This window comes from Acinetobacter vivianii (assembly GCF_014635885.1).
GTDB classification, from domain to species: Bacteria; Pseudomonadota; Gammaproteobacteria; order Pseudomonadales; family Moraxellaceae; genus Acinetobacter; species Acinetobacter vivianii.
In genome coordinates this window covers 402138-426664 of the sequence record NZ_BMDR01000003.1, presented here as the reverse complement: position 1 = coordinate 426664, position 24527 = coordinate 402138, and the positions used below count along the sequence as shown (strand labels likewise).

22 protein-coding genes and 1 pseudogene are annotated in these 24527 nt (G+C 42.8%); 15 read left to right on the top strand and 8 right to left on the bottom strand.

Annotated elements, in window-relative coordinates; genetic code table 11:
• Positions 1-56: 56 nt before the first annotated feature.
• From IEV36_RS08570 to IEV36_RS08555, 4 genes are all read right to left on the bottom strand, one after another.
• Positions 57-1211, bottom strand: coding sequence for a pyridoxal phosphate-dependent aminotransferase (locus IEV36_RS08570; protein ID WP_005260224.1), 1155 nt, complete (start codon positions 1209-1211; stop codon positions 57-59).
• 245 nt (positions 1212-1456) lie between these two features.
• Positions 1457-2764 (bottom strand): DUF445 domain-containing protein, encoded by a 1308-nt coding sequence (locus IEV36_RS08565; protein ID WP_005260223.1) that lies wholly within the window; start codon positions 2762-2764, stop codon positions 1457-1459.
• Between the two features lie 17 nt (positions 2765-2781).
• Positions 2782-3339: a CC0125/CC1285 family lipoprotein gene (locus IEV36_RS08560; protein ID WP_004776316.1), complete on the bottom strand. Its 558-nt coding sequence runs from the start codon at positions 3337-3339 to the stop codon at positions 2782-2784.
• A gap of 36 nt (positions 3340-3375) precedes the next feature.
• Positions 3376-3915, bottom strand: a complete 540-nt coding sequence (locus IEV36_RS08555; RefSeq protein ID WP_005260222.1) for a DUF924 family protein — start codon at positions 3913-3915, stop codon at positions 3376-3378.
• Positions 3916-4184: 269 nt separating this feature from the next.
• On the opposite strand from IEV36_RS08555, the gene gshA reads away from it, so the two are divergent.
• The 3 genes and pseudogenes from gshA to IEV36_RS18790 all read left to right on the top strand — a co-directional run bounded on the left by gshA (position 4185) and on the right by IEV36_RS18790 (position 7098).
• Positions 4185-5762, top strand: coding sequence for a glutamate--cysteine ligase (gene gshA, locus IEV36_RS08550; RefSeq protein WP_005260221.1), 1578 nt, complete (start codon positions 4185-4187; stop codon positions 5760-5762).
• A gap of 54 nt (positions 5763-5816) precedes the next feature.
• Complete coding sequence (locus tag IEV36_RS08545; protein WP_005260220.1) at positions 5817-6323, top strand: disulfide bond formation protein B; 507 nt, start codon at positions 5817-5819, stop codon at positions 6321-6323.
• Between the two features lie 235 nt (positions 6324-6558).
• Positions 6559-7098, top strand: a pseudogene (locus IEV36_RS18790) (hypothetical protein).
• Between the two features lie 49 nt (positions 7099-7147).
• Here the strand turns inward: IEV36_RS18790 and IEV36_RS08540 are convergent.
• Entirely contained in the window at positions 7148-8494 is a 1347-nt protein-coding gene (locus tag IEV36_RS08540; RefSeq protein WP_004776311.1) for a PGAP1-like alpha/beta domain-containing protein, read from the bottom strand.
• Positions 8495-8755: 261 nt separating this feature from the next.
• On the opposite strand from IEV36_RS08540, the gene IEV36_RS08535 reads away from it, so the two are divergent.
• The 7 genes from IEV36_RS08535 to urtE all read left to right on the top strand — a co-directional run bounded on the left by IEV36_RS08535 (position 8756) and on the right by urtE (position 17105).
• Positions 8756-9346 carry a YqiA/YcfP family alpha/beta fold hydrolase gene (locus IEV36_RS08535; RefSeq protein WP_005260215.1) on the top strand — a complete coding sequence of 197 codons (591 nt, stop codon included), beginning with the start codon at positions 8756-8758 and terminating at the stop codon, positions 9344-9346.
• A 14-nt stretch (positions 9347-9360) separates the two neighbouring features.
• Positions 9361-11244, top strand: coding sequence for a DNA topoisomerase IV subunit B (gene parE / locus IEV36_RS08530; protein WP_004776308.1), 1884 nt, complete (start codon positions 9361-9363; stop codon positions 11242-11244).
• A gap of 259 nt (positions 11245-11503) precedes the next feature.
• Positions 11504-12784, top strand: a complete 1281-nt coding sequence (gene urtA, locus IEV36_RS08525; protein WP_005260214.1) for an urea ABC transporter substrate-binding protein — start codon at positions 11504-11506, stop codon at positions 12782-12784.
• Positions 12785-12871: 87 nt separating this feature from the next.
• On the top strand, positions 12872-14494 hold the full coding sequence (gene urtB / locus IEV36_RS08520; RefSeq protein WP_005260213.1) for an urea ABC transporter permease subunit UrtB: 1623 nt from the start codon (positions 12872-12874) through the stop codon (positions 14492-14494).
• Between the two features lie 4 nt (positions 14495-14498).
• Complete coding sequence (gene urtC, locus IEV36_RS08515; protein WP_005260212.1) at positions 14499-15569, top strand: urea ABC transporter permease subunit UrtC; 1071 nt, start codon at positions 14499-14501, stop codon at positions 15567-15569.
• On the top strand, positions 15570-16397 hold the full coding sequence (gene urtD, locus IEV36_RS08510) for an urea ABC transporter ATP-binding protein UrtD (protein ID WP_005260211.1): 828 nt from the start codon (positions 15570-15572) through the stop codon (positions 16395-16397).
• A 9-nt stretch (positions 16398-16406) separates the two neighbouring features.
• Entirely contained in the window at positions 16407-17105 is a 699-nt protein-coding gene (gene urtE, locus IEV36_RS08505; protein ID WP_004657106.1) for an urea ABC transporter ATP-binding subunit UrtE, read from the top strand.
• Positions 17106-17403: 298 nt separating this feature from the next.
• Here urtE and IEV36_RS08500 read toward each other — a convergent pair whose 3' ends face one another.
• The 3 genes from IEV36_RS08500 to IEV36_RS08490 form a co-directional block, all read right to left on the bottom strand.
• Complete coding sequence (locus tag IEV36_RS08500; RefSeq protein ID WP_005260206.1) at positions 17404-18144, bottom strand: hypothetical protein; 741 nt, start codon at positions 18142-18144, stop codon at positions 17404-17406.
• Positions 18145-18227: 83 nt separating this feature from the next.
• Complete coding sequence (locus IEV36_RS08495) at positions 18228-18776, bottom strand: GNAT family N-acetyltransferase (RefSeq protein ID WP_005260205.1); 549 nt, start codon at positions 18774-18776, stop codon at positions 18228-18230.
• 136 nt (positions 18777-18912) lie between these two features.
• Positions 18913-19638, bottom strand: a complete 726-nt coding sequence (locus IEV36_RS08490) for an outer membrane protein OmpK (RefSeq protein WP_005260203.1) — start codon at positions 19636-19638, stop codon at positions 18913-18915.
• A gap of 369 nt (positions 19639-20007) precedes the next feature.
• On the opposite strand from IEV36_RS08490, the gene IEV36_RS08485 reads away from it, so the two are divergent.
• From IEV36_RS08485 to IEV36_RS08465, 5 genes are all read left to right on the top strand, one after another.
• Entirely contained in the window at positions 20008-20382 is a 375-nt protein-coding gene (locus IEV36_RS08485) for an HPF/RaiA family ribosome-associated protein (RefSeq protein ID WP_004776293.1), read from the top strand.
• A gap of 143 nt (positions 20383-20525) precedes the next feature.
• Positions 20526-21071, top strand: a complete 546-nt coding sequence (locus IEV36_RS08480) for an ankyrin repeat domain-containing protein (protein ID WP_004776291.1) — start codon at positions 20526-20528, stop codon at positions 21069-21071.
• A 31-nt stretch (positions 21072-21102) separates the two neighbouring features.
• Positions 21103-21870 carry a transporter gene (locus IEV36_RS08475; protein ID WP_005260201.1) on the top strand — a complete coding sequence of 256 codons (768 nt, stop codon included), beginning with the start codon at positions 21103-21105 and terminating at the stop codon, positions 21868-21870.
• A 79-nt stretch (positions 21871-21949) separates the two neighbouring features.
• The gene (dsbD, locus tag IEV36_RS08470) at positions 21950-23797 is read left to right on the top strand and encodes a protein-disulfide reductase DsbD (RefSeq protein ID WP_032863996.1); all 1848 of its coding nucleotides are present in this window, start codon (positions 21950-21952) and stop codon (positions 23795-23797) included.
• 5 nt (positions 23798-23802) lie between these two features.
• Positions 23803-24513 carry a glutathione S-transferase family protein gene (locus tag IEV36_RS08465; RefSeq protein WP_005260196.1) on the top strand — a complete coding sequence of 237 codons (711 nt, stop codon included), beginning with the start codon at positions 23803-23805 and terminating at the stop codon, positions 24511-24513.
• Positions 24514-24527 lie beyond the last annotated feature (14 nt).

Here is a 24527-nt window from a genome sequence, read left to right as displayed (position 1 = left end):
AACATACCATCATAAGCGATGCTGGGAACTTTATCGTTCGGTTTATTTTTTGTTGATCAACACTGTAGGAGGATTTCACCTGCACGTTGTAGTGTCTGATCAGTCTTGGCGAAACAGAATCGTATCAAGCGCAGTGATTCTGGTGCTTGTCGGTAAAATACTGAAATGGGAATCGCCACGATTTTGTGTTGCTCCGCAAGGAACTGGCACATCTCAACATCATTTAGATCTGGACGAATGTTGCTGTAATCCAGATTCTGGAAATAGGTGCCTTGGGAAGGCAGGAATTGAAAGCGTGAGTCTTGAATGTGTGTATTAAACAGATCGCGTTTTGCCTGATAAAAATGAGGTAGCGCTTGAATATGTTCAGGGTGCTGTTGCATGTAATGGGCAAGGGCTAACTGGCAAGGGGTATTGCCACAGAAATTGGCAAACTGATAGATCTGGCGGAACAGACGCATCAGCTGCGGAGAGGCAACACAATAACCGGTTTTCCAGCCTGTGACATGGTAGGTTTTACCGAAAGAACCAATCACAAAACTGCGTTCGCGTAATTCAGGAAATTGCAGTGCGCTAAAGTGCTTTTGTCCATCAAATACCAGATGTTCATAGACTTCATCTGATAGCACCACAATATTTTTATCTTGAATTAGTTCAATCAGTTGTCGCCAGTCTTGTTCTGACCAGATTGCACCCGTTGGGTTATGCGGCGTATTCACAATAATCATGCGGGTTTTCGCATTGATACTGTCTTTGACTTTTTGCCAATCCACCTGAAAAGATGGTGCTTCCAAGTTGATATGAATGGATTTTCCACCAGCCAGTTGAACTGCTGGGGCGTAGCTGTCATAGCTGGGATCAAAAATGATCACTTCATCTTCTGCATGAATGCAGGCTTGAATGGTGCAAAAGATCGCGATGGTTGCGCCTGACGTGATGGTGATTTCAGTGGCAGGATTAAGTTGTATTTGATCGCGTTGTAAAAATTGTGTGGCGAGTTGTTCTCGTAAAGCCAGCACACCATCACCTGGTGGATATTGGTTATGGCCTGAGAGCGTCGCTTGGCTAAGCGCTTCAAGTAATGCCGGTGGAGCTGGGAAATCGGGAAAGCCTTGTGACAGGTTGAGGGCATTGAGGCGATGTGCGAGTTCAGTCATTACGCTAAAGATGGTAACGCCTTGGCTTGGGAGTTTTGACTGAAGTTGCAACATCGGATGTCCTTTTTAATATCTAATTTCTTTTTTACGATGACTCTGCACAGCCTCATATGCTGTGAGAAATTATATGTAATTTGCATAGGCATGTTTTACTTTTCAAGGATGAAAAGTAACAAAAATCCTTTGTAGTGCTGACGGCCCATCCTTGAGGCCGCAACACTACGGGCGGCATCCATGCCGCCGTCACGATAGTTGATCCCAACTTAAATTGAGCTAGAGAACTTTACGATTTGATTTATTTACAAAACATTTTCCACAATAGCACGTATAATACCGAGTGCTAAACCGATAAAAGCCCCGACAATCACGCCGTTAACACGGATCATATGCAAATCACCGCCAACCTCGCTTTCGATTTTGGCAATCATTTCACGTGAATCCCACTCATGGATGCGTTCACTGATATAGCGAATGATCTTGTCGCTGTATTGCTCACTGAAATTGGTCGCCAAGCCAACCATTTTTTCATTTAACACATGACGTACTTTTTCATTTTGAATCAGGCTTTCACCTAGTTGCTGTATCGCCGCCTGTAAGTTAGTCGCAATCCCTGAATCTTCCTGCATTAAATCGGTCTTGATCGCATCACATAGAATCGCGACCGCACCACTAATAAAGTTCAATACTTGCGGGCTATCCAGCAATGCATCTTTGCCACGGTTTAAACGTTGGCTGGCTTCGCTTTCGGTATCTGCCAGTTCCAGCATCAGATTATGTGTGGTTGTTTCAATATCCTGACGCCACGGATGATCAGGATTGGCCAGCATCGACTCAACTTTTTCAATCAGCGAGTCAATGGTACGTTGCTGGACATCAATCCCGATCCAGCTAGCGCCTTTGGCTAGTTTCCAGACACCAAGCTCTTGAAACAGTTTACGTGATAAATCGCGTGCTTCTTCAGGATGAGATACCATCCACTCATGTGCCAGATCCAGTCCGCGTTGTAATACATCCTGATGGAAATCATTTTCCAGCACTGCACGAAGCATTTCACTGGCCAGCTTATTGACCTTGGTGCTTCTGACCCATTGCACACTGTTATTCTGGACAAAGTGTGCAATTTGATCTTGGCTAACAAATTCAAAAATTCTTGGCACAGTATGCTGAATCATCTGCACTACATGCTGATTATTCTTTGGATTGGCTAACCATTGTCCAACGGCCAAACTGATATCGGCATTTTGTAAACTGCGTTCGACAATTTGCGGCGACAGGAAGTTTTCCTGCACAAAACGTCCCATCGACTCGGCAATACGGGCTTTGTTACGCGGGATAATTTCAGTGTGGTCACGCAATAGTTTGGGTAGAGGCATTCTGCCAAAGGGATTACGGAACAAGACCGTGACCGCATACCAATCGGCTAAGCCACCTACCACGCCTGCTTCTGCGCCTAGCATAAAGATATGGATGAGCCATTTATATTCAGGGAGAAAATGCGCCGCAACCATTAAAGCAATCCATGACACCACGGCAATAATCAGGGCCATGGTGGCGAAGTATTTACTTCTTTGTAGGCTAGGTACGTGGATTTCTTCGACTGAACTCATTGAGCCATCCTTTTAACTTACTTTTTATTTTGAGGTGGTGCAGGCGGCTGCAACACTTCTCCAGTTGGACTCAAACCGTATTTTGGCCCCAAAGATTGCAAAATCAGTTGCGCATCAAAGGCATCTGGCGATTGCTGCTGAGTCTTGAAACACTCGATAGTATACGACACTTGAATTGGATCAATATTGACCACTTGTGGGGTATCGTAGAATGGATCAGGCCAAAAGGCTGGGTGACGACGATAGTAACCATAAGGATAATACGATGGTGTCGGATAAATCACAGCCTGACGTGGTGCTTTATGACGGGCATTACTTGGGTCATCCACCACACTAAAATAACGGAAACCATTTTTAACGGTGGTTTGCGCTGCCTTGAGCAAGGTGATTTCCTCTGCTGTACCATAACTCAAATTGTTATCCGCCTGAAAACCGACACGGTAAGTTTTGTTATTTAACGGATAAGCGGTGAATTGACCGAGCTGGTCAAATGTTCTGGGTTTGGAAGGAACCGTTGCACATCCTGCAAATGTCAGTGCGACAAGGAGCGGTGTGCATATTAATAAAGATTTCATATGCTTTTCCTATGTTCAGTGTCGAGGGAGATCGACTTAAAAGCTACTATTCGGTTGTGTTAAAAATTCCAGTTCTTCTGGTGTCGAGTCGCGCCCTAAAATTTTATTTCGATGCGGATAACGTCCAAAGCGATCAATAATCACTTTATGCTTTTTCTCGAAATTTAAATTAATTTCATTGCCTAAGCGCTGGAATAATTTTAATGCAAATTCGTGGATGTGTTTGGATTCGCTATGCATAAAGGGCATATATAAAAATGAGCGCTGATCAGGACTGAGTTGAGCATCTAATTGTAGGCTAATCGCTTCTTGTGACAGTGCCAAGGCCAGACTGTCGTAAGCAAAGGCCTGTGCCTGATCTCGATATAAGTTTCGGGAGAACTGGTCAAGTACAATAATTTCAGCTAAACGGCCTTCAGGGGTTTTGCGCCATGACCAAAGTTCCGCCTGAGCTGCCTGACGATGAATCTCTTGAAATGACTCGCGAATTTTTGCATCAAAATCATCGCTTTTGGCGAACCACAGTGAACGATGATCAGGGTCAAACCAAAAATTCAGAATGTCTTGCGCTTGCATGGGCGAGTCTCCTCTAGAAGATTTATTTTTTAATAAAATCACAATTTCAGCGTGTCTTATGTAACAAGATTGTGATAAAAATTGCCAAACTAAACAGGGATTTCTGTCAAAAGCATTTATGAAATGTTAACAGAGCCTAGATGACTAGATCATAATTGTCGTTATAATTGGCTGAGTCGAAGGGATTGGCATTGTCATGATGTCTGTATGGTCGACGAAGTCGCTACCTTTTATGTGGTCGGCTGATCTTGAATAAGCGAGCCTATAATATGAATCAACCCAGCACACTTACTTCCTCTGTGATACCAACTTGGGTAGATGCATCGCTATTAAAAGGGATGTTACGCGGGATTGAGCGTGAAAGTTTACGTATGCAAAGTAATGGATTTTTATCACAAAAAAATCATCCAGAAGCTTTGGGTTCGGCACTGACACATCCACATATCACCACCGATTATTCAGAAGCCTTGATGGAGTTTATTACCACTCCTCAAACGACGATTGCTGCAGCTTTAAATGAGTTAAGTGATATTCATAGTGTCGTGCATCAGCAACTGGAAGAAGGCGAACGACTGTGGCCTTTATCCATGCCTTGTATGCTGGACGATAACGAAGAAAATATTAAACTGGCTCAATATGGTTCTTCCAATATCGGTCGTTTTAAAACGCTTTACCGCCGTGGTTTGGGGGTACGTTATGGTCGCCGTATGCAGACCATTTCAGGGGTTCACTATAATTTATCTTTTCCAGACCAGTTATTTATTGCCTTACAGCAGCATGAGCAAGATGAACAATTAAAACAGCTCAGTCTGCAAGATTATCGTAGTCATCGCTATTTTGGCTTGATCCGGAATTTTATCCGCTTAATTCCTCTGGTCATGTATATGTTAGGCGCGAGTCCATCGGTATGTCGCTGTTTCCTGACAGGTCGTGAACATCATTTGCAGCCTTTGGTAAAAGGAACTTTATATTTACCAGAAGCGACCGCCTTGCGGATGGGACGCTTGGGTTATCAGAACTCGGCACAGAAAGAACTGGGTATTCACTACAATGACCTGCATGATTATCTGGATGGATTACAAAAAGCCGTGCATACCCCTTATCCTGCATTTACCGATTTAGGTTTAAATGATGAGCAGGGTGAGCCAATTCAGATCAATGATCATGTGCTCCAGATTGAAAATGAATACTATAGTCTGGTTCGTCCAAAACAGGTGCCTCAAGCAGGTGAAACACCATCTCAGGCATTGAAAAACCGTGGTGTTGGATATGTAGAATTGCGTGCAGTCGATGTGAACCCATATAGCGCGATTGGTATTGACGAGATTTCGGCTGGTTTTCTGGAAAGTCTCGCGCTCTATTGTTTATTGAATGACAGTCCAGATCTATTTGCGGAAGAGCAGGAACAGATTGATCGTAATCAACTTGAAGTGGTCAATCGTGGTCGTGCAGGAGATGCACAGATTGAAGAAGGCTCAAACTCGATTGCGTTAAAAGACTGGGCACAACGTCATTTAAATGCAATTCAAGGTTGCGCGATTTTATTAGATCAAATGGAAGATACGCATCTTTATCAGGATGCGATCCAGATTATGCAGCAGCGTTTGGACCATGTTGAAGAAACACTTTCAGCCCATGTGATTGCAGATACCTTACAACATGGTGGAACCTGGAACTTTGGTAGTGTGATGGCGCAGCAACACGTCGATCACTATGACCAGCATCCACTGAGTGAAGAAACCAAACAATACTTTGCGCAATTAGCGCAAACTTCATTGCAAAAACAGGCGCAACTTGAACAAGATAACGACATGAGTTTTGAACAATATCTTGCACAATATCGCTAGGGCCTGTTGAACGAGCAACAGGTCAACAGACCCTAATATTTTAGAGGATTTCCCATGCGTTGGAATTACCGCTTAGTGAGTGCGTTGTTGGTACTGACGAGCATCATTGGTATCTCATTTGCGTTGTATTTAGAACATGTGCAAGGTTTGGATCCTTGCCCGCTTTGCATTTTCCAGCGCCTTGGCTTGATTGGAATGGGATTAATTGCACTGGTTGCATTTATTCATAACCCTGTTTCAAGTGGATTCAAACGTTTTTATGCGTTCTTGGCGACCTTATCGATTGGCTGGTCGGTTGGCGTGGCGGCACGTCATGTCTGGTTGCAAAGTTTACCGCCAGATAAAGTGCCAAGCTGTGGTCCGGGTCTGGATTATCTAGTTGATGCCTTACCAATGAAAACTGTACTGCAAGAAGTACTTTCGGGTTCGGGCGAATGTGCGGTGGTGGACTGGACTTTCTTGGGACAATCACTACCAGTGTGGTCTTTATTATATTTCAGCTTGATTTTATTGATCTGCTTATGGCAGCTATTTAGAAATTATAGTGTGGTTAAAAAATAACAGACAACTATTTAGTTTCCCTAAAACCCGAAATATAGGATTTATATTTCGGGTTTTTTTAAAATTTAATTAAACTAGTATTATTGTAGAGAGAGCTATAGAATTTAGGGGGTTTATCTAAATGAGTTTTATTTTGGCAATAATTCTTGGATGAAATTTTTGACGTGATTATAAGGTATAATAATCTTTATATAATTTGAAAGCAGGATTTATGGATTTTAAGGAAATATGAGTCATGAAAATTAAAAAGATAATTATGGGATTAAGTTTATTATTAACCACAGGTTATGTATATGCAGAAAGAATGGCATAGTGCAAGAAATATTGGAATGAAGTTGCTGTACAAGTAAAAGTTTTAGAAGATACGGAATGTCCTGATATCTAGGAAGATAGTTTTAATAAAGATAATAAAAAATTAGTAAAAGAACTTGGTTTTAACTTAAAAGATAAAAACTGGATGTCTACAGGAACATGTAATCATATTTTATATAAAAATAAGAATTATTATATTTACTGGTCTTGTCTGAAGCATAATCGGACAGATCTTATTATGATTTATAATGATAGTAATTCATTCGTATACTCCAGAGAAATAGATCGTACAAAGCTTAAAAAAGAAGGCTTTAGAATAGAAGATTCAGTGGATGTGAATTTATCTTGTGCAAAGTCAGGAAGTGATCGCAATATTGTATCTGTGCTTAATGGATATTTATTTCAAGAAACATCAATTCGGAATATTTTTAAATATAGAGTTTACGATCAATTCAAAGAGTAAAATATTTCATTAATAGATAAGCCCAGCTAGAAAGCTGAGCTTTTATCTTTTAGGTCTCAACAATCCCTTCTAAGTCATCAAAGGTATAATTGTTTGGTACATTGATCATATGTGTCTGTACTCCAGCTTCCACTTTTTCTCTCGCATCAGGATATAACCAACGCGTAATCTGCTCGGCTACACTGGAGTGATACTGAATTTCAAAATGGTTCAGTCCGTAGAAAACAGCTTTATGCGTATCGGGTAGCTTGAGTTGAAAACGAGGATTTGGATGCTCGCCCAAAGCACTTTTGACACTGACCAGATAATCACCAATCACAGAGAGTGCTTTATTACGAAGCTTCTCAAACTCTAAAGTTCCTGCAATCAGGAAAGTATTGATATGCGAAGGTAATGGTGCGGGCTTACGATTGTCATCTGCAAAACCAATACGTGCATCATTATGTTCCCAATCATCATCACGAACGCTACCGTGGCGCAGATCTAGAATCCCGTTACTGCGTACATTGACCAACTGACCAATCAGGCTGATAAATGGAAATGCACCAAGTTTATCCTGCAATACAAAGCCAAAACGTTCCAGTACTGCACCATGATGTGGCGAGCCGATACAGACGAGGTTCTCGACCATATGTACCCATTGATATAGATTCTGCTTGCCATAAAACAGGGCACTGCGAGAAACCAGTCCACCCATACTATGTCCAATCAGGTCGATACTGGTAATACGTGGATTACGCTGGACCAGATCTTCGAGCGTGTTGGCAAAACTACGGCCATTGGCAGAAATTCGGCGCCCTGTGTTGTAGTTCAGATACAACATGGTGTTGTTGTCACGTTGAGCCAGCAGACGTTCCCCAATCCCGCCATAACGATGGTTAGACCAAGTTAGATGGTTCATACATAAACCATGTGTCAGGATCACGACACGGCCCGTCAGTTCTCCTTGCTGCAAAGACCCATAGTGGTCGTAAAGCACCATCGGCAATGCCATTGGATTATGTTGCTTTAAAAAGAAATCACCAAAAATGCCGTTCAATGCACCTACTGCAAAATGTAATGTCGGTGTCAGCGGTTTGTCATGCAGAATAGGGAATTTGGCGATAATGCGGCGTAAATTAGGGGCAAGAAAATGGCTGCCGTATTTTTGTAGGGCCACATAGGAAAACTGGTAGAACTTTTGCAGTTGCGGGTGTTTTTGTAAATTCTTGGCTTTTTGTGCACTTAAACCGAGCGTTGTCCGTAATACCTCAGTTTGTACCAGTTGCACCAATTCGTGCACCCCGCTTAAGCTGGTACTGACGAGCTGGGCCAAACCCTCCAGAACATCTGCCTGACTCGGGGGCGTACGATCCCACTTGCAGTAGGTTTCATGCAGAGGTGTTAAACTTGGCATATTGATTTCCCCATCCTTGATATATACCGAAGGTTTGAAGTGATTCACGTTATACTATTTAGATAAACTACAACAAACGCTTACATCTTAAATCTTTCATAAGTAGTTTTTTTAGAATACTGATGAACGGAGTGCAGTATCGTTTTTTATGTCCGACAATATTGAGCTTATCTGTATTTAATATTGTTATTTGCATAACGATTAAGCAAAATAATGTGATTTATTTCACTGTAAGTCAAGCCGCTGTCTCTTTTGGTGCATATGCAAATTATTTATTTACATGGTTTTCGAAGTAGCCCGATGTCGATAAAAGGGCAATTATTGCAACAATATTGTGCAGGACTCGATCATGTTCAGGTGCATTTACCTGATTTAAATCGGACACCTGATCAGGTACTTGCACAGCTTTCTCAGCTTATCGAAAGTTTACCACGTGATAAAGTGGTTTTGGTGGGAAGCAGTCTTGGTGGCTTTTATACGACATACCTTGTCGCAAAGTATGGCTGTCCTGCTGTACTGATTAATCCTGCTATGCAACCATGGCAATTATTTCAAGATTTATTCGGCATTGAACAAATCCCGCTCAAAGTCACTGAATCTTGGACACTTGATACAGATCAATTGCAGCAATTACAATCGATTGCTGACACGAAGTTAAAGCATGCTGATAAAATTCTCGTGCTTTTGCAACAAGGCGATGAAGTCTTGGATTATCGTCAGGCTCAACGCTATTATAGTGCAGTTCATCCATCCTCATTGATTTTAACTGACGCTGGTGGTAATCATGCAATGGATGATTTTGAAGAAAAATTACCTTTAGTACTCGAATTTTTATCGGCAGCCCTCCAATAAGGAAGTCAGACCAAGTGACACAATACACGGCACAATCCCTTGAAGTTCTTTCTGGTTTAGATCCTGTTCGTCGTCGACCAGGCATGTATACCGATACCTCGCGTCCAAACCATTTGGCGCAAGAGGTGATTGATAATGCAGTCGATGAAGCACTTGCAGGCCATGCCAACCAGATTTGTGTGACCGTATATGAAGATGGTTCGTTGTCAGTTGAAGATAATGGACGCGGAATGCCAGTCGATATCCATCCTGAATATGGGCAAAGCGGTATCGAAATTATTCTGACCAAGTTACATGCTGGTGGTAAATTCAGTACCGACAACTATCAGTTCTCAGGTGGTTTGCATGGGGTCGGGATTTCGGTGGTCAATGCCTTATCGACCCGTGTTGAAGTTGCTGTCCAACGCCAAGGCAATCTCTATCAAATGGCCTTTGAACAAGGTGAGCCAGTTGCGCCATTAGCCGTTTTGGAAGGCAAGGTGGCAAAGCGTGCGACAGGGACAACCGTTCGTTTCTGGCCTGAAACAAAATATTTTGATAGTCCTAAATTTGCGCTGAAAGCCCTCAAACATAATTTAAAAGCCAAAGCTGTATTAGCGGCAGGTTTAAAAATTATTTATGACGATAAAATTAATAAAGAAAAAATTGAATGGCAGTTTGAAAATGGTCTGGTCGACTATTTAATGGATGAACTGCAAGATCGCGAAATTTTACCTGATCCTGCTTTTGTGAGTAGTGGGCAAGCGGATCGTGCAGCCTGTGAATTTGCGATTTGCTGGAACGTGGAAGGTGGTGAACAGATTCAGGAAAGTTATGTGAACCTGATTCCAACCGCACAAGGCGGAACGCATGTGAATGGCTTGCGTTCAGGTGTAACTGAAGCACTGCGTGAATTCTGTGAATTACGCAATTTATTGCCGCGTAATATGAAACTGTCTGCGGAAGATGTCTGGGATGGCGTAAATTTCATTTTATCGTTGAAATTTCAGGAACCGCAATTCTCAGGACAAACCAAGGAACGTCTATCCAGCCGTGAAGCATCAAATATTGTGCTGAATATTGCCAAAGATGCATTTGCTTTATGGTTAAACCAGCATGCTGAGATTGCGACGCAACTGGCTGAAATGGCGATTGCCAAAGCGGGACGTCGTCTCAAAGCGGCGAAAAAAGTAGAACGTAAGAAGATTGTCGCAGGCCCAGCCCTACCTGGGAAATTAGCCGATTGTGTCGGTTTAACCCGTGAAGACAGTGAACTGTTTATTGTGGAAGGAGACTCTGCGGGTGGCAGTGCCAAGCAGGCACGCGACAAGAATTTCCAAGCGATTATGCCGATTCGCGGAAAAATCCTGAATACGTGGGAAGTATCTTCGGACGAAGTCTTGGCTTCGCAAGAGGTACATGACATTGCCATTGCGATTGGTGTTGATCCGGGCAGTGATGATTTGTCTGAATTGCGCTATGGCAAAATTTGTATCCTTGCCGATGCGGACTCGGATGGTTTGCATATTGCGACTTTATTGTGCGCATTGTTCGTAAAACATTTCCCGACACTGGTTGAGGAAGGTCATCTATTTGTCGCGATGCCACCGCTGTATCGTATTGATATTGGCAAAGATGTGTATTACGCCTTGGACGATGACGAACTCGACTCGATTTTGAAAAAGGTGAAGGGCAATAAAAACCCACAAATTACCCGATTCAAAGGTTTGGGTGAGATGAATGCCAGTCAGTTACGTGAAACGACCATGGACCCGAATACCCGTCGTTTGGTGCAACTGGATCTGGATGATGCGCATTTAACGGCTGGATTGCTGGATAAATTACTTGCGAAAAAGCGTTCAGCTGACCGTAAACACTGGTTAGAACAAAAAGGTAATTTAGCGGATATTAGCGTCTAAATTCCCGAAAAAATCTATAGATTAAAGCCAAGCCAATGCTTGGCTTTTTCTTTGCTTAAAGTATGTGGATTTGGCTTGAACAAATTTGCATCATTTTAGGTCAGGAGGTATTTTTTGTATGCAATGTTGTATACAAGATCAAAAAAATCATCAGTGAAATTTATTAAAACAGAATAAAAACATATGCTTGCCGTGTTGGCATAAAAATTGAATAACCCCACCCAGTAGAAATCACAATATTTAGGTGTGGAGAATAAAGATGCAGAATAAATTAATGTCGATGTCTGTACTGATGGCAGCCATGATGGGGATTGGTCTGGTTGGATGTTCAAAACCGGCCGAAAAAACAGAACAAACCAAAACGGAAGCTAAAACAGCGCCCGCAACAAGTGGTGACACCATTAAAGTCGGCATTCTGCATTCGCTTTCAGGCACGATGGCGATTTCTGAAACTTCGCTAAAAGACACGGCCTTGATGACCATCAATGAAATTAATGCCAATGGTGGAGTGCTAGGTAAAAAATTAGAACCTGTGATTGTCGATCCAGCCTCAGATTGGCCACTGTTTGCTGAAAAAGCCCGTCAGCTGATTACTCAAGATAAAGTCGCGGTTATTTTTGGCTGCTGGACATCAGTTTCGCGTAAATCTGTGCTCCCTGTGGTCGAAGAACTGAATGGCTTATTGTTCTATCCGGTGCAATATGAAGGCCAAGAGCAATCAAAAAACATTTTCTATACGGGGGCTGCTCCAAACCAACAAGCGATTCCTGCGGTTGAATATTTGATGGGAGAAGAAGGTGGTAAAGCTGAGCGCTTCGTATTGCTTGGCACCGATTATGTGTATCCACGCACTACCAATAAAATTCTGCGTGCCTTCTTAAAATCTAAAGGCGTCGCTGATGCTGACATCATGGAAGAATATACGCCATTTGGTCACAGTAATTATCAAACCATTGTTTCCAATATTAAAAAATTCTCTGCTGGTAAAAAGACTGCGGTGATCTCGACCATCAATGGTGATTCTAACGTGCCGTTCTATCGTGAATTGGGTAACCAAGGCATTAAGGCATCCGATATTCCAGTGATGGCTTTCTCGGTAGGAGAGGAAGAATTACGTGGCATCGACACCAAACCATTGGTGGGTCATTTAGCCGCATGGAACTATTTCATGTCGGTCAAGAATCCTAAAAATACCGAGTTTGTGAATAAATTCAAACAATATGCGGTCGAATACAAACTGCCAAATGCTGACAAAGTGGTGACCAATGATCCAATGGAAGCGACTTATGTGGGCATCAATATGTGGAAGCAGGCGGTTGAAAAAGCAGGGTCTACTGAGGTGGATAAAGTTCGTGATGCCATGGCAGGTCAAACCTTTGCTGCACCATCAGGCTATACCCTCAAAATGGATGAAAGCAATCACCATTTGCATAAGCCTGTGATGATTGGACAAATCCGTGGTGATGGTCAGTTCGATGTAGTCTACAAAACACCGCAAACCATCAAGGCGGAGCCTTGGAGTCCGTATATCCCTAAATAATTTTTCAAGCCTGTTGTCTTGGCAGCAGGCCTTTTTATTCTGTTTTTTTGCTTGATCTATTTAAACCGTAACAATAAGGGGAGTTCTATGGCGAAGCATTATGTTTTGGCACTGCTCTGCATCATGGCACAACTGATATTTAGTCCAGCATGGGCAGAGGCCACATCCACAGCAACCGTGACGTCTACAGCTTCTCAAGATGCCATTCAAACTTTCGTAAAAGCTGATTTTGCCACACGTCGTGCCATGCTCAATCAATGGCCTGCCAGTATTGAACAATTGGATCAATTGGTGGCGTATATCGATGACAATGAGCTGTATACCGATAGTGCGGGCAATACCTATTTGCTGAAAAATGATGACAAATTATTCAGCTACCCTGCACAGCAAGCACTGGAGCAATGGCCTGCGGATTTATCCCAAGTGACTTTGGTCAATACTTTACGTAAGGCACTGAATTTTGGGCAAGCCAAAGCTAAACTCAGCTCCAATGATGCATCACAGCGATTAGCCGCGGTTGATATTTTAGAAAATAATTTGGCCGAGTTAGATTTGGCGACCGTGAAACAACTCTACGTCAATGAAAAAAATGATCAGGTCAAAGCCCGTTTAGCGCAACTTAAGGCGCGTCTGGATTTTAATAGTCCTGATGAGTTTACCAAGCTTGAAGCCGTGAAGATCTTGGCTGATTCAAATCGTCCAGATGTATTCGCGCTTATCACCCAGACTTTAGAGCAACCGCAACAGAATCCAGCTTTAAAGGCAGCTTTGCTGGATGCACAAAATAAAATTAAAACCCGTTTGCAAATCAGTGAGTGGTCGGGGCATGTATTTTCAGGTTTAAGTACCGCCAGCATTTTATTGCTTGCTGCGCTGGGACTCGCGATTACTTATGGCCTACTTGGTGTGATTAATATGGCGCATGGCGAACTCATCATGATTGGCGCCTATACCACTTATGTGATCCAGAGCTTTTTTAAAACCCATTTTGCTGGACTGGTGGATTGGTATCTCATCGCTGCGATTCCTGCGGCTTTTCTAGTGAGTGCCTTGATTGGGATGTTGATTGAGCGCACCGTTATTCGTCCGTTGTATGGTCGTCAATTGGAAACCTTACTTGCCACTTTTGGGGTGAGTCTAATTCTGATGCAATTGGTACGCATGGTCTTTGGTGCACAGAATGTCGAAGTCTCTAATGTGAGCTGGTTGAGTGGCGGGATTGCGGTTACGCCAAGCCTGATGCTGCCATATAACCGTATTGCCATTATTGCGTTTACCGTTGCTGTGCTATTACTGCTGGTGTTCTTACTGAATAAAACCCGCTTTGGTTTATTTGTTCGTGCGGTCACACAAAACCGTCAAATGGCGCGTGCTGTTGGCATTCGATCTGCACGGATTGACATGATGGCTTTTGGCCTCGGTTCTGGCTTGGCAGGGTTAGCCGGTTGTGCCTTGGCACAGGTCGGTAATGTTGGGCCTGATCTCGGTCAAAACTACATTATTGATGCCTTCCTTGTTGTTGTGGTCGGTGGTGTCGGGCAAGTGTGGGGTGCAGTACTTGCAGCACTCGGACTGGGTATTAGTGGAACAGTGCTAGAAATTGGTTTAGGTGCGGTTTTAGCAAAAATTATTCTCTTGGTTCTTGTGATTTTGTTTATCCAAAAGCGTCCACAAGGTTTGTTTGCCATCAAAGGCCGTTTTGTGGAGTAAGCCAATGAAAATCACTTCTATGTTCGCAGATAAGCCGTATAGCGCCGTGGCGATTGCAATCTGTTTCGGCGTACTGTTGCTGTTGCCGTGGTTGCATTTGCTGTCTCCTGACTCTGCATTTTACTTGTCCGCTTATTGGATTACCTTAATAGGCAAAATCATGTGTCTGGCTTTGGTCGCCTTGGCGCTGGATCTGGTGTGGGGCTATGCAGGGATTCTGAGTTTAGGTCATGGTTTGTATTTTGCCTTGGGTGGTTATGCCTTTGGTATGTATCTGATGCGCCAATCCGCAGGCGAAGGGCTGCCTGACTTCATGCGCTTCCTGAGCTGGACGGAATTGCCGTGGTATTGGGTTGGGACGGAGCATTTTGCTTGGGCTTTGGCCTTGGTAGTGCTAATCCCAGGTTTGATCGCATTTATTTTTGGATTTTTTGCCTTTCGCTCCAAAATCAAAGGCGTGTATTTTTCCATCATTACCCAAGCCATGACTTTTGCCGCAGCGTTATTGTTCTTCCGTAATGAAACAGGCTTTGGGGGGAATAATGGCTTTACTGGTTTCAAGACCATTCTCGGTTTTGACATCACCTCTGCATCAATGCGTGCCACGCTGTGTTTTGTTACTGCACTGGTATTAATGCTGTGTTTTATCGGTCTACGTCAACTGATGAATCGTCCTTATGGTCGAGTATTGGGAGCCATTCGCGACAGTGAAAATCGTTTGCAATATCTGGGTTACCGCACGCTGTGGTACAAGCTGTCGGCATGGGTCTTGTCTGCGGTGATTGCGGGTATTGCTGGCGCGCTGTATGTGCCGCAGGCAGGCATCATTAATCCGAGTGAAATGAATCCCGTCAACTCGATTGAAATGGCGGTATGGGTGGCTGCGGGTGGACGTGGCACTTTGATCGGGCCAATTCTTGGAGCAGGTCTAATTAATGCCGTGAAAACTTATTTCACTGTGGCTGCACCAGAAGCATGGTTATTGATCTTGGGAGCACTCTTCATTGTGGTGACTTTATTCCTGCCGAAAGGTGTGATTGGCCTATTTGACCGTTTTAAAAAGGAGCGCGACTAAATGAGTGATGTATTAATTGACGCTGCTCAACATGGCGGTCAACTCGGTGAAGGGTATGGACGTACCAAACCACAAGGGGCTGACTTTAGTCATGGCATTGCCTTATATCTGGAAAAAGTCAGCGTTTGGTTCGACTCATTTCGGGCCTTGAATGATCTGTCGCTTTATATTGCCGAGGGTGAGTTACGCTGCATTATCGGGCCGAATGGCGCAGGAAAAACCACTTTGATGGACGTGATTACCGGTAAAACTCCCCCAAGCACAGGTACGGCATTTTTTGGGCAAAACTATGATCTAGCCAAAATGAGTACCGAGCAAATTGCCGAAGCAGGTATCGGTCGCAAATTCCAAAAACCAACGGTATTTGAAAATTTTAGCGTGATGGAGAATCTGCTACTGGCCGCACCAAGAGATAAACGAGTGAAAAAAAGCTTATTTTCTCGTTTAGATTCAGAAGCGCAGTTGGCTTTGGATGAAACATTGGAACAAATTCGTTTAAAGGAATATGTACAGAAGCCAGCAGGTTTGCTGTCGCATGGACAAAAGCAGTGGTTGGAAATTGGCATGTTGTTAATGCAACGACCAAAGCTGATTTTGCTGGATGAGCCTGTTGCTGGCATGACCGATGCTGAAACCGAGCGCACTGCTGAACTCTGCCTTGAACTGAAAAAAAATCATACCCTTGTGGTGGTTGAGCATGACATGAGTTTTATTGACACCATCAGTGAAAAAGTCACGGTATTGGCCCAAGGTGCGATCTTGGCAGAAGGCACATTGGCGGAAGTTCAGGCCAATGAAGATGTGATTGAAAAATATTTAGGGCGTTAGGAGAGACACATGCTGGAAGTGAAACAAATTAATCAGTTTTATGGTGGCAGTCATATTCTACGAGATGTGTCTTTTAACGCGCCTGTCGGTGAATGTAGTGTGGTATTGGGCCGTAATGGGGTGGGCAAAACCACTTTACTCAAATGTCTGATGGGCATTCTGCCGATTAAATCAGGGCAAATTTTGTTAGATGGCAAAGATATTGCCAAAATGTCTCCTGAGCAACGTGTGCGTGCTGGTTTGGCCTACGTACCGCAAGGTCGCGATATCTTTTCGACCTTGACCGTAGAGGAAAATATTTTAATCGGGATGGCGAAATTTTCGGGTGCCAAGACCCGTAAAGTGCCAAGCCATTTATATGAAATTTTTCCTGTATTAGATGAAATGAAGCATCGCCGTGGCGGTGATTTATCTGGTGGTCAACAACAGCAGCTTGCCATTGCCCGAGCCTTGGCATCAGAACCGAGTGTATTGATTTTGGATGAACCCACCGAAGGCATTCAGCCTTCGATTATTAAAGATATTGGTCGGGTGATTCGTAAACTGGCTGATCAGGGCGAGATGGCAATTATTTTGGTGGAGCAGTTTTATGACTTTGCTGAAGAGTTGGCAGATGCGTATACGGTGATGGCGCGTGGGCAGGTGATTGCACAAGGGCGGGGTGAGGATATGCCTGAGAAGGGGATTCGGGAGTTGGTGGCGATTTAATATCCATCTCTACATATCTCATTTTACTATTTAGAAAAGTAGATATTAAAAAATGAATATTTTTATGGAGTCATACCAAGAAGTCTTCTAATGTCTAAATAAGCCTTCGGCTGGAGTTACTTTGGTTTCGCCCAAAGTAACCAAAGGCATTGTCATTCACAAAACCTGTTCAATTCTTGGATTTTTTCTATTGTTTCGCAGAAACAATATCTTTCAAAGATCATGCAGGTTGTGAATGACGTTTCCGAGTCTCATACTTTTTCTTAAATTTTTTGTTGAGTTTTGGTGTAAAGATCACTCATTTGTTTTCCACTTTATAGAACGTTCCGCCTGCATAGACATTGTGTCCAAAGCCACATGAGGACTCACCATTGTTTTGTTCAACTTCAATTTTTTGTCCAAGTTTTGCATCATTGGCAAATTGAAGCTTAATTAGACAGTCTTCATTGCGATAGCTGGCCTGCGTTGACTTGATTGGCATGCTGGTTTCAAATTGTCCCATATTGGGGCCATAGATCAGGCCGCGCAGTCCAAAGTAATAACCATCAAAAGCAATCGCATATTTATTTTGTTTTTTGCTGACCTTGATGTAGTCCCATTGCCCAAAGCCATTGGCGCGAACATAAGTGCCTTGTAAATCAGAAGTTACTTTGGGCTTCGGGAGTTGTTTTAAGTTGTATTGGCTGGTTTTCGAGTCTTTATCACGTAAAAACCAGACTCTGGCCCATTGCGGCTTACCGAGTTTGGCATAACTTAACCCCACATTATTATTGGCGATTTCAATGTCTCGATCACTGACCTGAATCCCGCTTTCATCGGCATTGGCCTGACAGAAATGTGCCCATGCGGCTTGGTCTTCAAATTGTTTGGCTGCTTTGAGATATTGTTTTTGATCGTAAAACTTTTTACCTGCTTGCGCATATTGTTTTATTTTGGCGCAGCCCTGTTGCAATTCTTGCTCGAAGGAAAGTTCTGCAAAGCTGGCACTTGAAACAAGTACGATTGTGAGGCATAGGCCGAGTTGGGATGTTTTAATCATTGTGGCTATTTTTGAAATAAAGTATATCTTTCATTTTAAATTAAAAATTGCTGTTAGAAACGTATTACAAAAGTGATGTTTTATTAGGCTTCTGTGAGTTGCAGTTGCATCCAGACAAGATTACGCCATTGCCCAAACTTTTGTCCCACGTGTGGCATATAGCCTGTTTGAATGAAGCCCAGTTGTTCATGCAATACGATAGAGCCTTTGTTTTCACTATCAATGGCAGCGACCATAATATGCATGTTTTGCTGTTTGGCGAGATGAATGAGTTGTTGCATAAGGGCTTTGCCAAGACCTTGGCGTGCATAGTTTGGATCAATAAAAACAGAATGCTCGATACTTTGACGGTAACCACTGATAGTACGAAACGCTGCGTAATAGGCATAACCAGCAACTTGATGGGTATTCAGGTCTTCCACCACGATCATTGGAAAGTGTTGCTGTTGCATGCCTTGAAAGCGTTGCTGATATTCCGCCAAAGAAACGGCCTGATCATTCCAGTTGGCTGTTCCATTGAGAATTTCAGCATTGTAAATCGCAAGAATCGCGCCTAGATCATCGACTGTCGCAAAGCGAATCTGGAAATGGGGGGCGAGCGTATAAGGTGCAAGTGGAAGATTTACGGGCATGGGCACAGGTCATCAAATCAGGCAAAAACAAAAGATGAGGCGTTGATAAAACGGCAGATCATTTCAGCTTTATATTCGATGATACCAACAAAAACAGCAAGGAATTCCTTGCTGTTTTTTTCACATCTTTAAAAGCTTAGAAGTGATATTTGATCAAAGCGCTGACGTTGTTTTCGTCACGGTTTTTCATACCGAACTTGTTATTCCAAACTGAATGCTCAACACCTAAATAAAGGCGTGTATCTGGTGAAATGTGTTTACCGACATTCCATTTGTACTGTGTCGTCCAGTTCAGTTCACTTGCGTGATCTTTTTCACCTGTCGACCAGTCAAGGAAACCATCTACGAGGAAATCTTCATTTGATACTTTAAATGGCAATGCATAGGCAATTGTCATTTGATAGTCATCAGATGTATTTTCATTGTTGGCACGGTAGAAGTTCACATTTGCATATTGGAAATATGGAACTGCGAGATCAAAACCTACGCCGTATAAGAAGTTGTCAAAACTAGAAAAGTCATCATTGTTGCTTTCCCATGTTGTTGAGATCAACACATCTTTAATTGGACCAAAAGCAAGTTTTTGACCAGAAATCTCGCCTAAGCTAAAACGAGGAGAGAGTTCGAAATAGGTAACTTTATGATCTTCGTTGCCACGCATACGATCCATAAAGAAAAACACATCGGCATATTTAACTTTTGCCGCATATTCAACTGTTAAAGTTGTTTGTTTTTCATCAACAACTTCGTAGTTTTCCCCATACAAACCAGTCAGGCTAAAGTCCTGCCAGATTGGCTTTGCCTGAGCGAAAGCTGCTGTAGATACCAATAAACATGCTGCTGTAACTTGCTTCAATTGCATTTAAAAATCTCCCCCCAAAAAGGCGTGTAAAGCATACAAGGTATTAAGCAAAAATAAAGCCAAATTTGACCAAAGGTACAAAATAATTGTAGAGGTCGGGCCAAAAATAAAGTCGTGTAAAGTTAAAGTAGTTTTTGTTTAAGTTTTAATAAAAATGTCAAAAATCAGCTTGCATATTTCTAACGAAAGACAGATATTGGAACTATAGAAGATCTTCTTACATACTGAAAATCAACAGATGCTAAGCGAGGAGACCACAAGCATTTACATAATCAAAATATACAACTGCACTGAATGATCGCATGCTCAAAGTGTGCTGAATAAGAAAGTTTTGTAGCACCGTCTCACAGAAAAGAGAGGAAGATATTTATGAATATTGAAATCCGTACAGATAAAAACATTCAAGGTAGTGAACGTTTAATTAGTTATGTTCGTGCAGAACTTACACAGGAATTCCAACGTTATAGCGAGCGTATTACGCACTTTTCGGTTCATATTAGTGATGAAAATGGGGATAAAACGGGCGATCACGACAAACGTTGTATGATTGAGGCTCGTCCAGCAGGAATGAAACCTGTTGCAGTGACACATAAAGCGACAAATATTGATAACTCGATTCATGGTGCGATTGATAAGTTAAAACGCAGTCTGGAGCATCTCTATGAGAAAAAAGATCATCACCGTGGTGGTTTACCAGAATATGTCGATGCAGATGAAGATGTCAAAGTAGATGACGAAGCGTAAAGATAAACGCATAAAAAAAGCCTCATTTGGGGCTTTTTTTATGCCTGTATCAAATTTATACATGATTTTTTAGATGGTTTTATAAAATCCTGTCAGGATATTCGGCATAATACATTCATTAAAAAATATTGTGAGAATTGGTCATGTTAAATAAGCAACAGCAGGCCTTGGTGCAAGCCATACAACAACTCGATTTAGACCAAGTGCAATCTTTACTTGCTGAAGGACTCGACCCGAATTTTATTGATCCTGAACAAGGGCCGCCTGTGTCAGTGATTTGTGATGGTTTATTCACATGGTGGGAAGCAATTTGTGAAGCGTATGAAGCAGGCCAACCATTAAGCGAAGAAGAAAAGCAACAATCGCTTCAAGTTTATTTAGATATTTTAGATGCCCTGATTCAGGCCAAAGCCAATTTGCACTTATGGGATGCTGAAGAATTTTATGGCCCGCTTTGGGATGCAGCAAGTTCGGCTTGTGTACCTGTGGTACAACGTTTACTCGAAGAAAAAGTAGATCCCAATACCCGTGATGAAGAAGGTTTAACCGTTTTATCTTCAATTAGCCAATTATTCTTTGATTGTGAATTTGATGAAATTGACTGGTCAGAATCATTGCCAGAAGAACGTGCAACACTGGAATTATTACGTCAGCATGGCGCAAAGATGTCAAAAGAGCTAGGCGCATAAGCCCAGCCGATACAAGAGAAAGAGGAATATGATGAAAACTTTTCAAACTTTAAGCGTGATTGCCGTATCGATTATGGCAAGCAGCGCTTTTGCGGCTGATTTTTCTTTTGACCGTCCTGGAGCGGGCATGGGCACAGGTATTACACCTGTTGGAAAATTGGCATGGGAACAAAGCTTACCGAGCGTCAGTTACCAAGAAGGTAATGTCGATGGAGTAAAAGATAAAACCCTGACCTTAAATGGCGATATGTTATTGCGTACAGGTCTGGCAGATGGCCTTGAATTGCAATTGGGTTGGCAAGGTCCAGTCTGGCAGCAATACAAGCGTGCTGGCATGAAAAAAGAAACCAATGGTTTAGGTGATGTCAGCATTGGTCTGAAAAAAGCGATTGATTTAAAAGATGACCGCTTATCAATGGCTTTGTTAGCAGAAGCAATCATTGCGACAGGTAACGATGAGTTCACCAACCATGATGATATCTATAGCTTAACCTCGGCAGTTGCTTATGAATTTAGCGACCTGATTGGTACCTCAATTACCATGCGTTATGAAGCGCAAAACAGCGATTGGGCAGTTACAGCTGTACCAACCATTGATTATAAGATCGCGGGTAAATTATCTGGCTTCTCTGAATTTATTTACCGTAAAGCAGAAAGTCAGGATTATGAATATGGCCTCGGCACAGGTCTGGTTTATGCCTTGAATAATCGCACACAGCTGGACGCTAGCATTGGGGTGGATCTCAATGGCAATCAGAAAAGCTATAACGGTGGCTTCGGCGTATCGGTTTTATTCTAATAATAATGCTCCTGAATTCTCTTAAATTCACTTCTACATAAGTGGGAGAGAGATTCGGGAGAAAAATAGTGAGATGAGAATGAAAATGTCTGTTCGAGATGGAGAAGGTTTTGCATTGATGCGTTATTTTCTTGGGACGTTATTGTTGTTATGTGGGTCATTGACCTATGCCCAAGAGAATTCATCGGCACCTTTACTCAGTCCTGAACAGGCATTTGCATTTACGGTTGAATCGACGCAAGCGAATCAGGCACGTTTGCATTGGTCGATTCAGCCCAATTACTATTTATATCAACATAAATTTGAAGTACAGCAGGGCAATCAGCCTGTTACGTTAAATTTGCCCAAAGCAGTTGAGCAATATGATGAAAACTATGGCCATAGTCAGGTTTATTATCAACAAGCTGAATTCAGTATTCCTACTCAAGCATCACAACATTATCGTGTGACGTGGCAGGGTTGTGCCAAAGACCGAATTTGCTATCCACCCCAAAATATTGAATTTCAGACTGACGCCGATGGTTTGGTGAGTGCTCAAAATGTCAGTTCTAATACCCAAAAAAGCTTTCTGGACGTGGCACGTTCATCTAGCGCATTCAATACTCAACAACCCGCAAGTGATGAAGTACAGGCTGAAGTAGCCGCAGCATCTCCCTCACAAGACAATTCAGGTGTAATGGCTCAAGACCAGAAATGGTCAAGTGCACTGGAGCAACATTCGCTGGCTTATAGCATCCTGTTATTCTTAGGTTTAGGGATTTTATTGGCTTTTACGCCGTGTTCATTACCGATGTTACCGATCCTGACCTCGTTGATCGTACGTGACAACAAAGGTGTTAAAGCATGGTCAATTGCGCTGACCTTTGTGGTCAGTATGGCACTGGTCTATGCGGTACTGGGTTTGATTGCTTCCGCAGCAGGTTTGAATTTTCAGCGCTGGTTACAGCAACCCGCCACATTGATTGCATTTAGCTTATTGTTTGTGGTGTTTGCCCTCAATCTGTTTGGCCTATTCGAACTGAAATTGCCGCAGCGTTGGGTCAATCGACTGGATCAGATGCAATCCAATCAAAAAGGCGGCACGCTGGTGGGCGCCAGTGTAATGGGCATGATTTCAGCGCTGTTGGTAGGGCCATGCATGACTGCACCTCTGGCTGGGGTTTTGCTATTTATTTCGCAAACACAGAGTCAATGGCAAGGTGCATTATTACTCTTTACGCTTGGCTTTGGTATGGGTATACCTTTGCTTTTGGCAAGTGTATTGGGCGCTAAAGCCTTACCGAAAGCTGGCGACTGGATGAATCAGATCAAGGTGATTTTTGCCTTCTTAATGCTGGCCTTGAGTCTTTATTTTATTCGTTCTTTATTGCCAGAATTAGTGATTCAAATCCTGAGTTTAATTCTCGGTCTGGCATTTATTATCTATGCGGTTTATCGTCTGTTTGGGCAGAAATCCAAGTTGCGATGGCTGTATGCGATATTGCTGATTTTGGTCATTCCCGCATTGGCTTTTAATCAATACCAGCATATTCAAAGTCTCAGCTCGGTTCAGGCAGATAAACTTGCTGAATGGCATGTGGCACAAACTGCGGATGAGTTTCAGCATATTCTCGCTAATGCACCCAAAGATCGCGGTATCGTGATTGACGTCTATGCGGATTGGTGTGTCGCTTGTCAGCCAATTGAGCATCGTATTTTAAAAGATGCCGAAGTCCAGCAGGCATTATCGGGTTATTACCTGATTAAACTGGACTTAAGCCACTATGATGCATCGCATCAGGCACTTTTAGCGCAGTGGGATATCTTGGGACCACCGACCTATTTATTCCTCGATCAGCAACAACAAGAAATTCGCTCGCTACGCTTAACTGGTGCGTTCCAGAAAGCTGAGCTATTACAACAACTCGCCTTATTTAAAGGAAAATAATAAATATGTATCAGCTCTTGATTGGCAATAAAAATTATTCGACCTGGTCAATGCGTCCATGGATCTTATTGAAACAGGCTGGTATTCCATTTCAGGAACAGTTGATTCAGTTTGATAGCTTTGAAGCAGATAGCCAGTTTAAAACAGAAATTCTAAAGCTTAATCCAACCGGGAAAGTGCCTGCACTGGTGGATGGTGATCTGGTGGATGGTGATCTGGTGGTTTGGGATACGCTGGCTATTTGTGAATATCTGGCAGAACAACACCCTGAACATGCCTTATGGCCGCAAGATAAAACCTTACGTGCCAGAGCGCGTTGTATCAGTGCCGAGATGCACAGTAGCTTTCAGGGATTACGCAATCTTTGTCCGATGAATGTCGAAGCTGAGCTAACGCATATTGGCAAGCAGTTATGGGCAGAGCATGCTCAATTACGTGCTGATGTTGCCCGAATTGATCAGATCTGGTCAGAACGTCCAGATGATGACAGTTTTTTGTGTGGCGAATTCAGTATTGCTGATGCATTTTACGCACCTGTGGTGATGCGTTTTGACTGTTATAAATTACCCATCTCGGCTTCTAGCCAAAGCTATATGCAGAAAATATTGGCTTTGCCTTCAGTACAACAGTGGATTGCTGAAGCCAGGCAAGAACAGAAGTTTGTGCTTTTTGATGAGCCTTATCGCCAACATCGGGAAGAATTTTTAAAAGGCTGATTGAGACTCAAGTG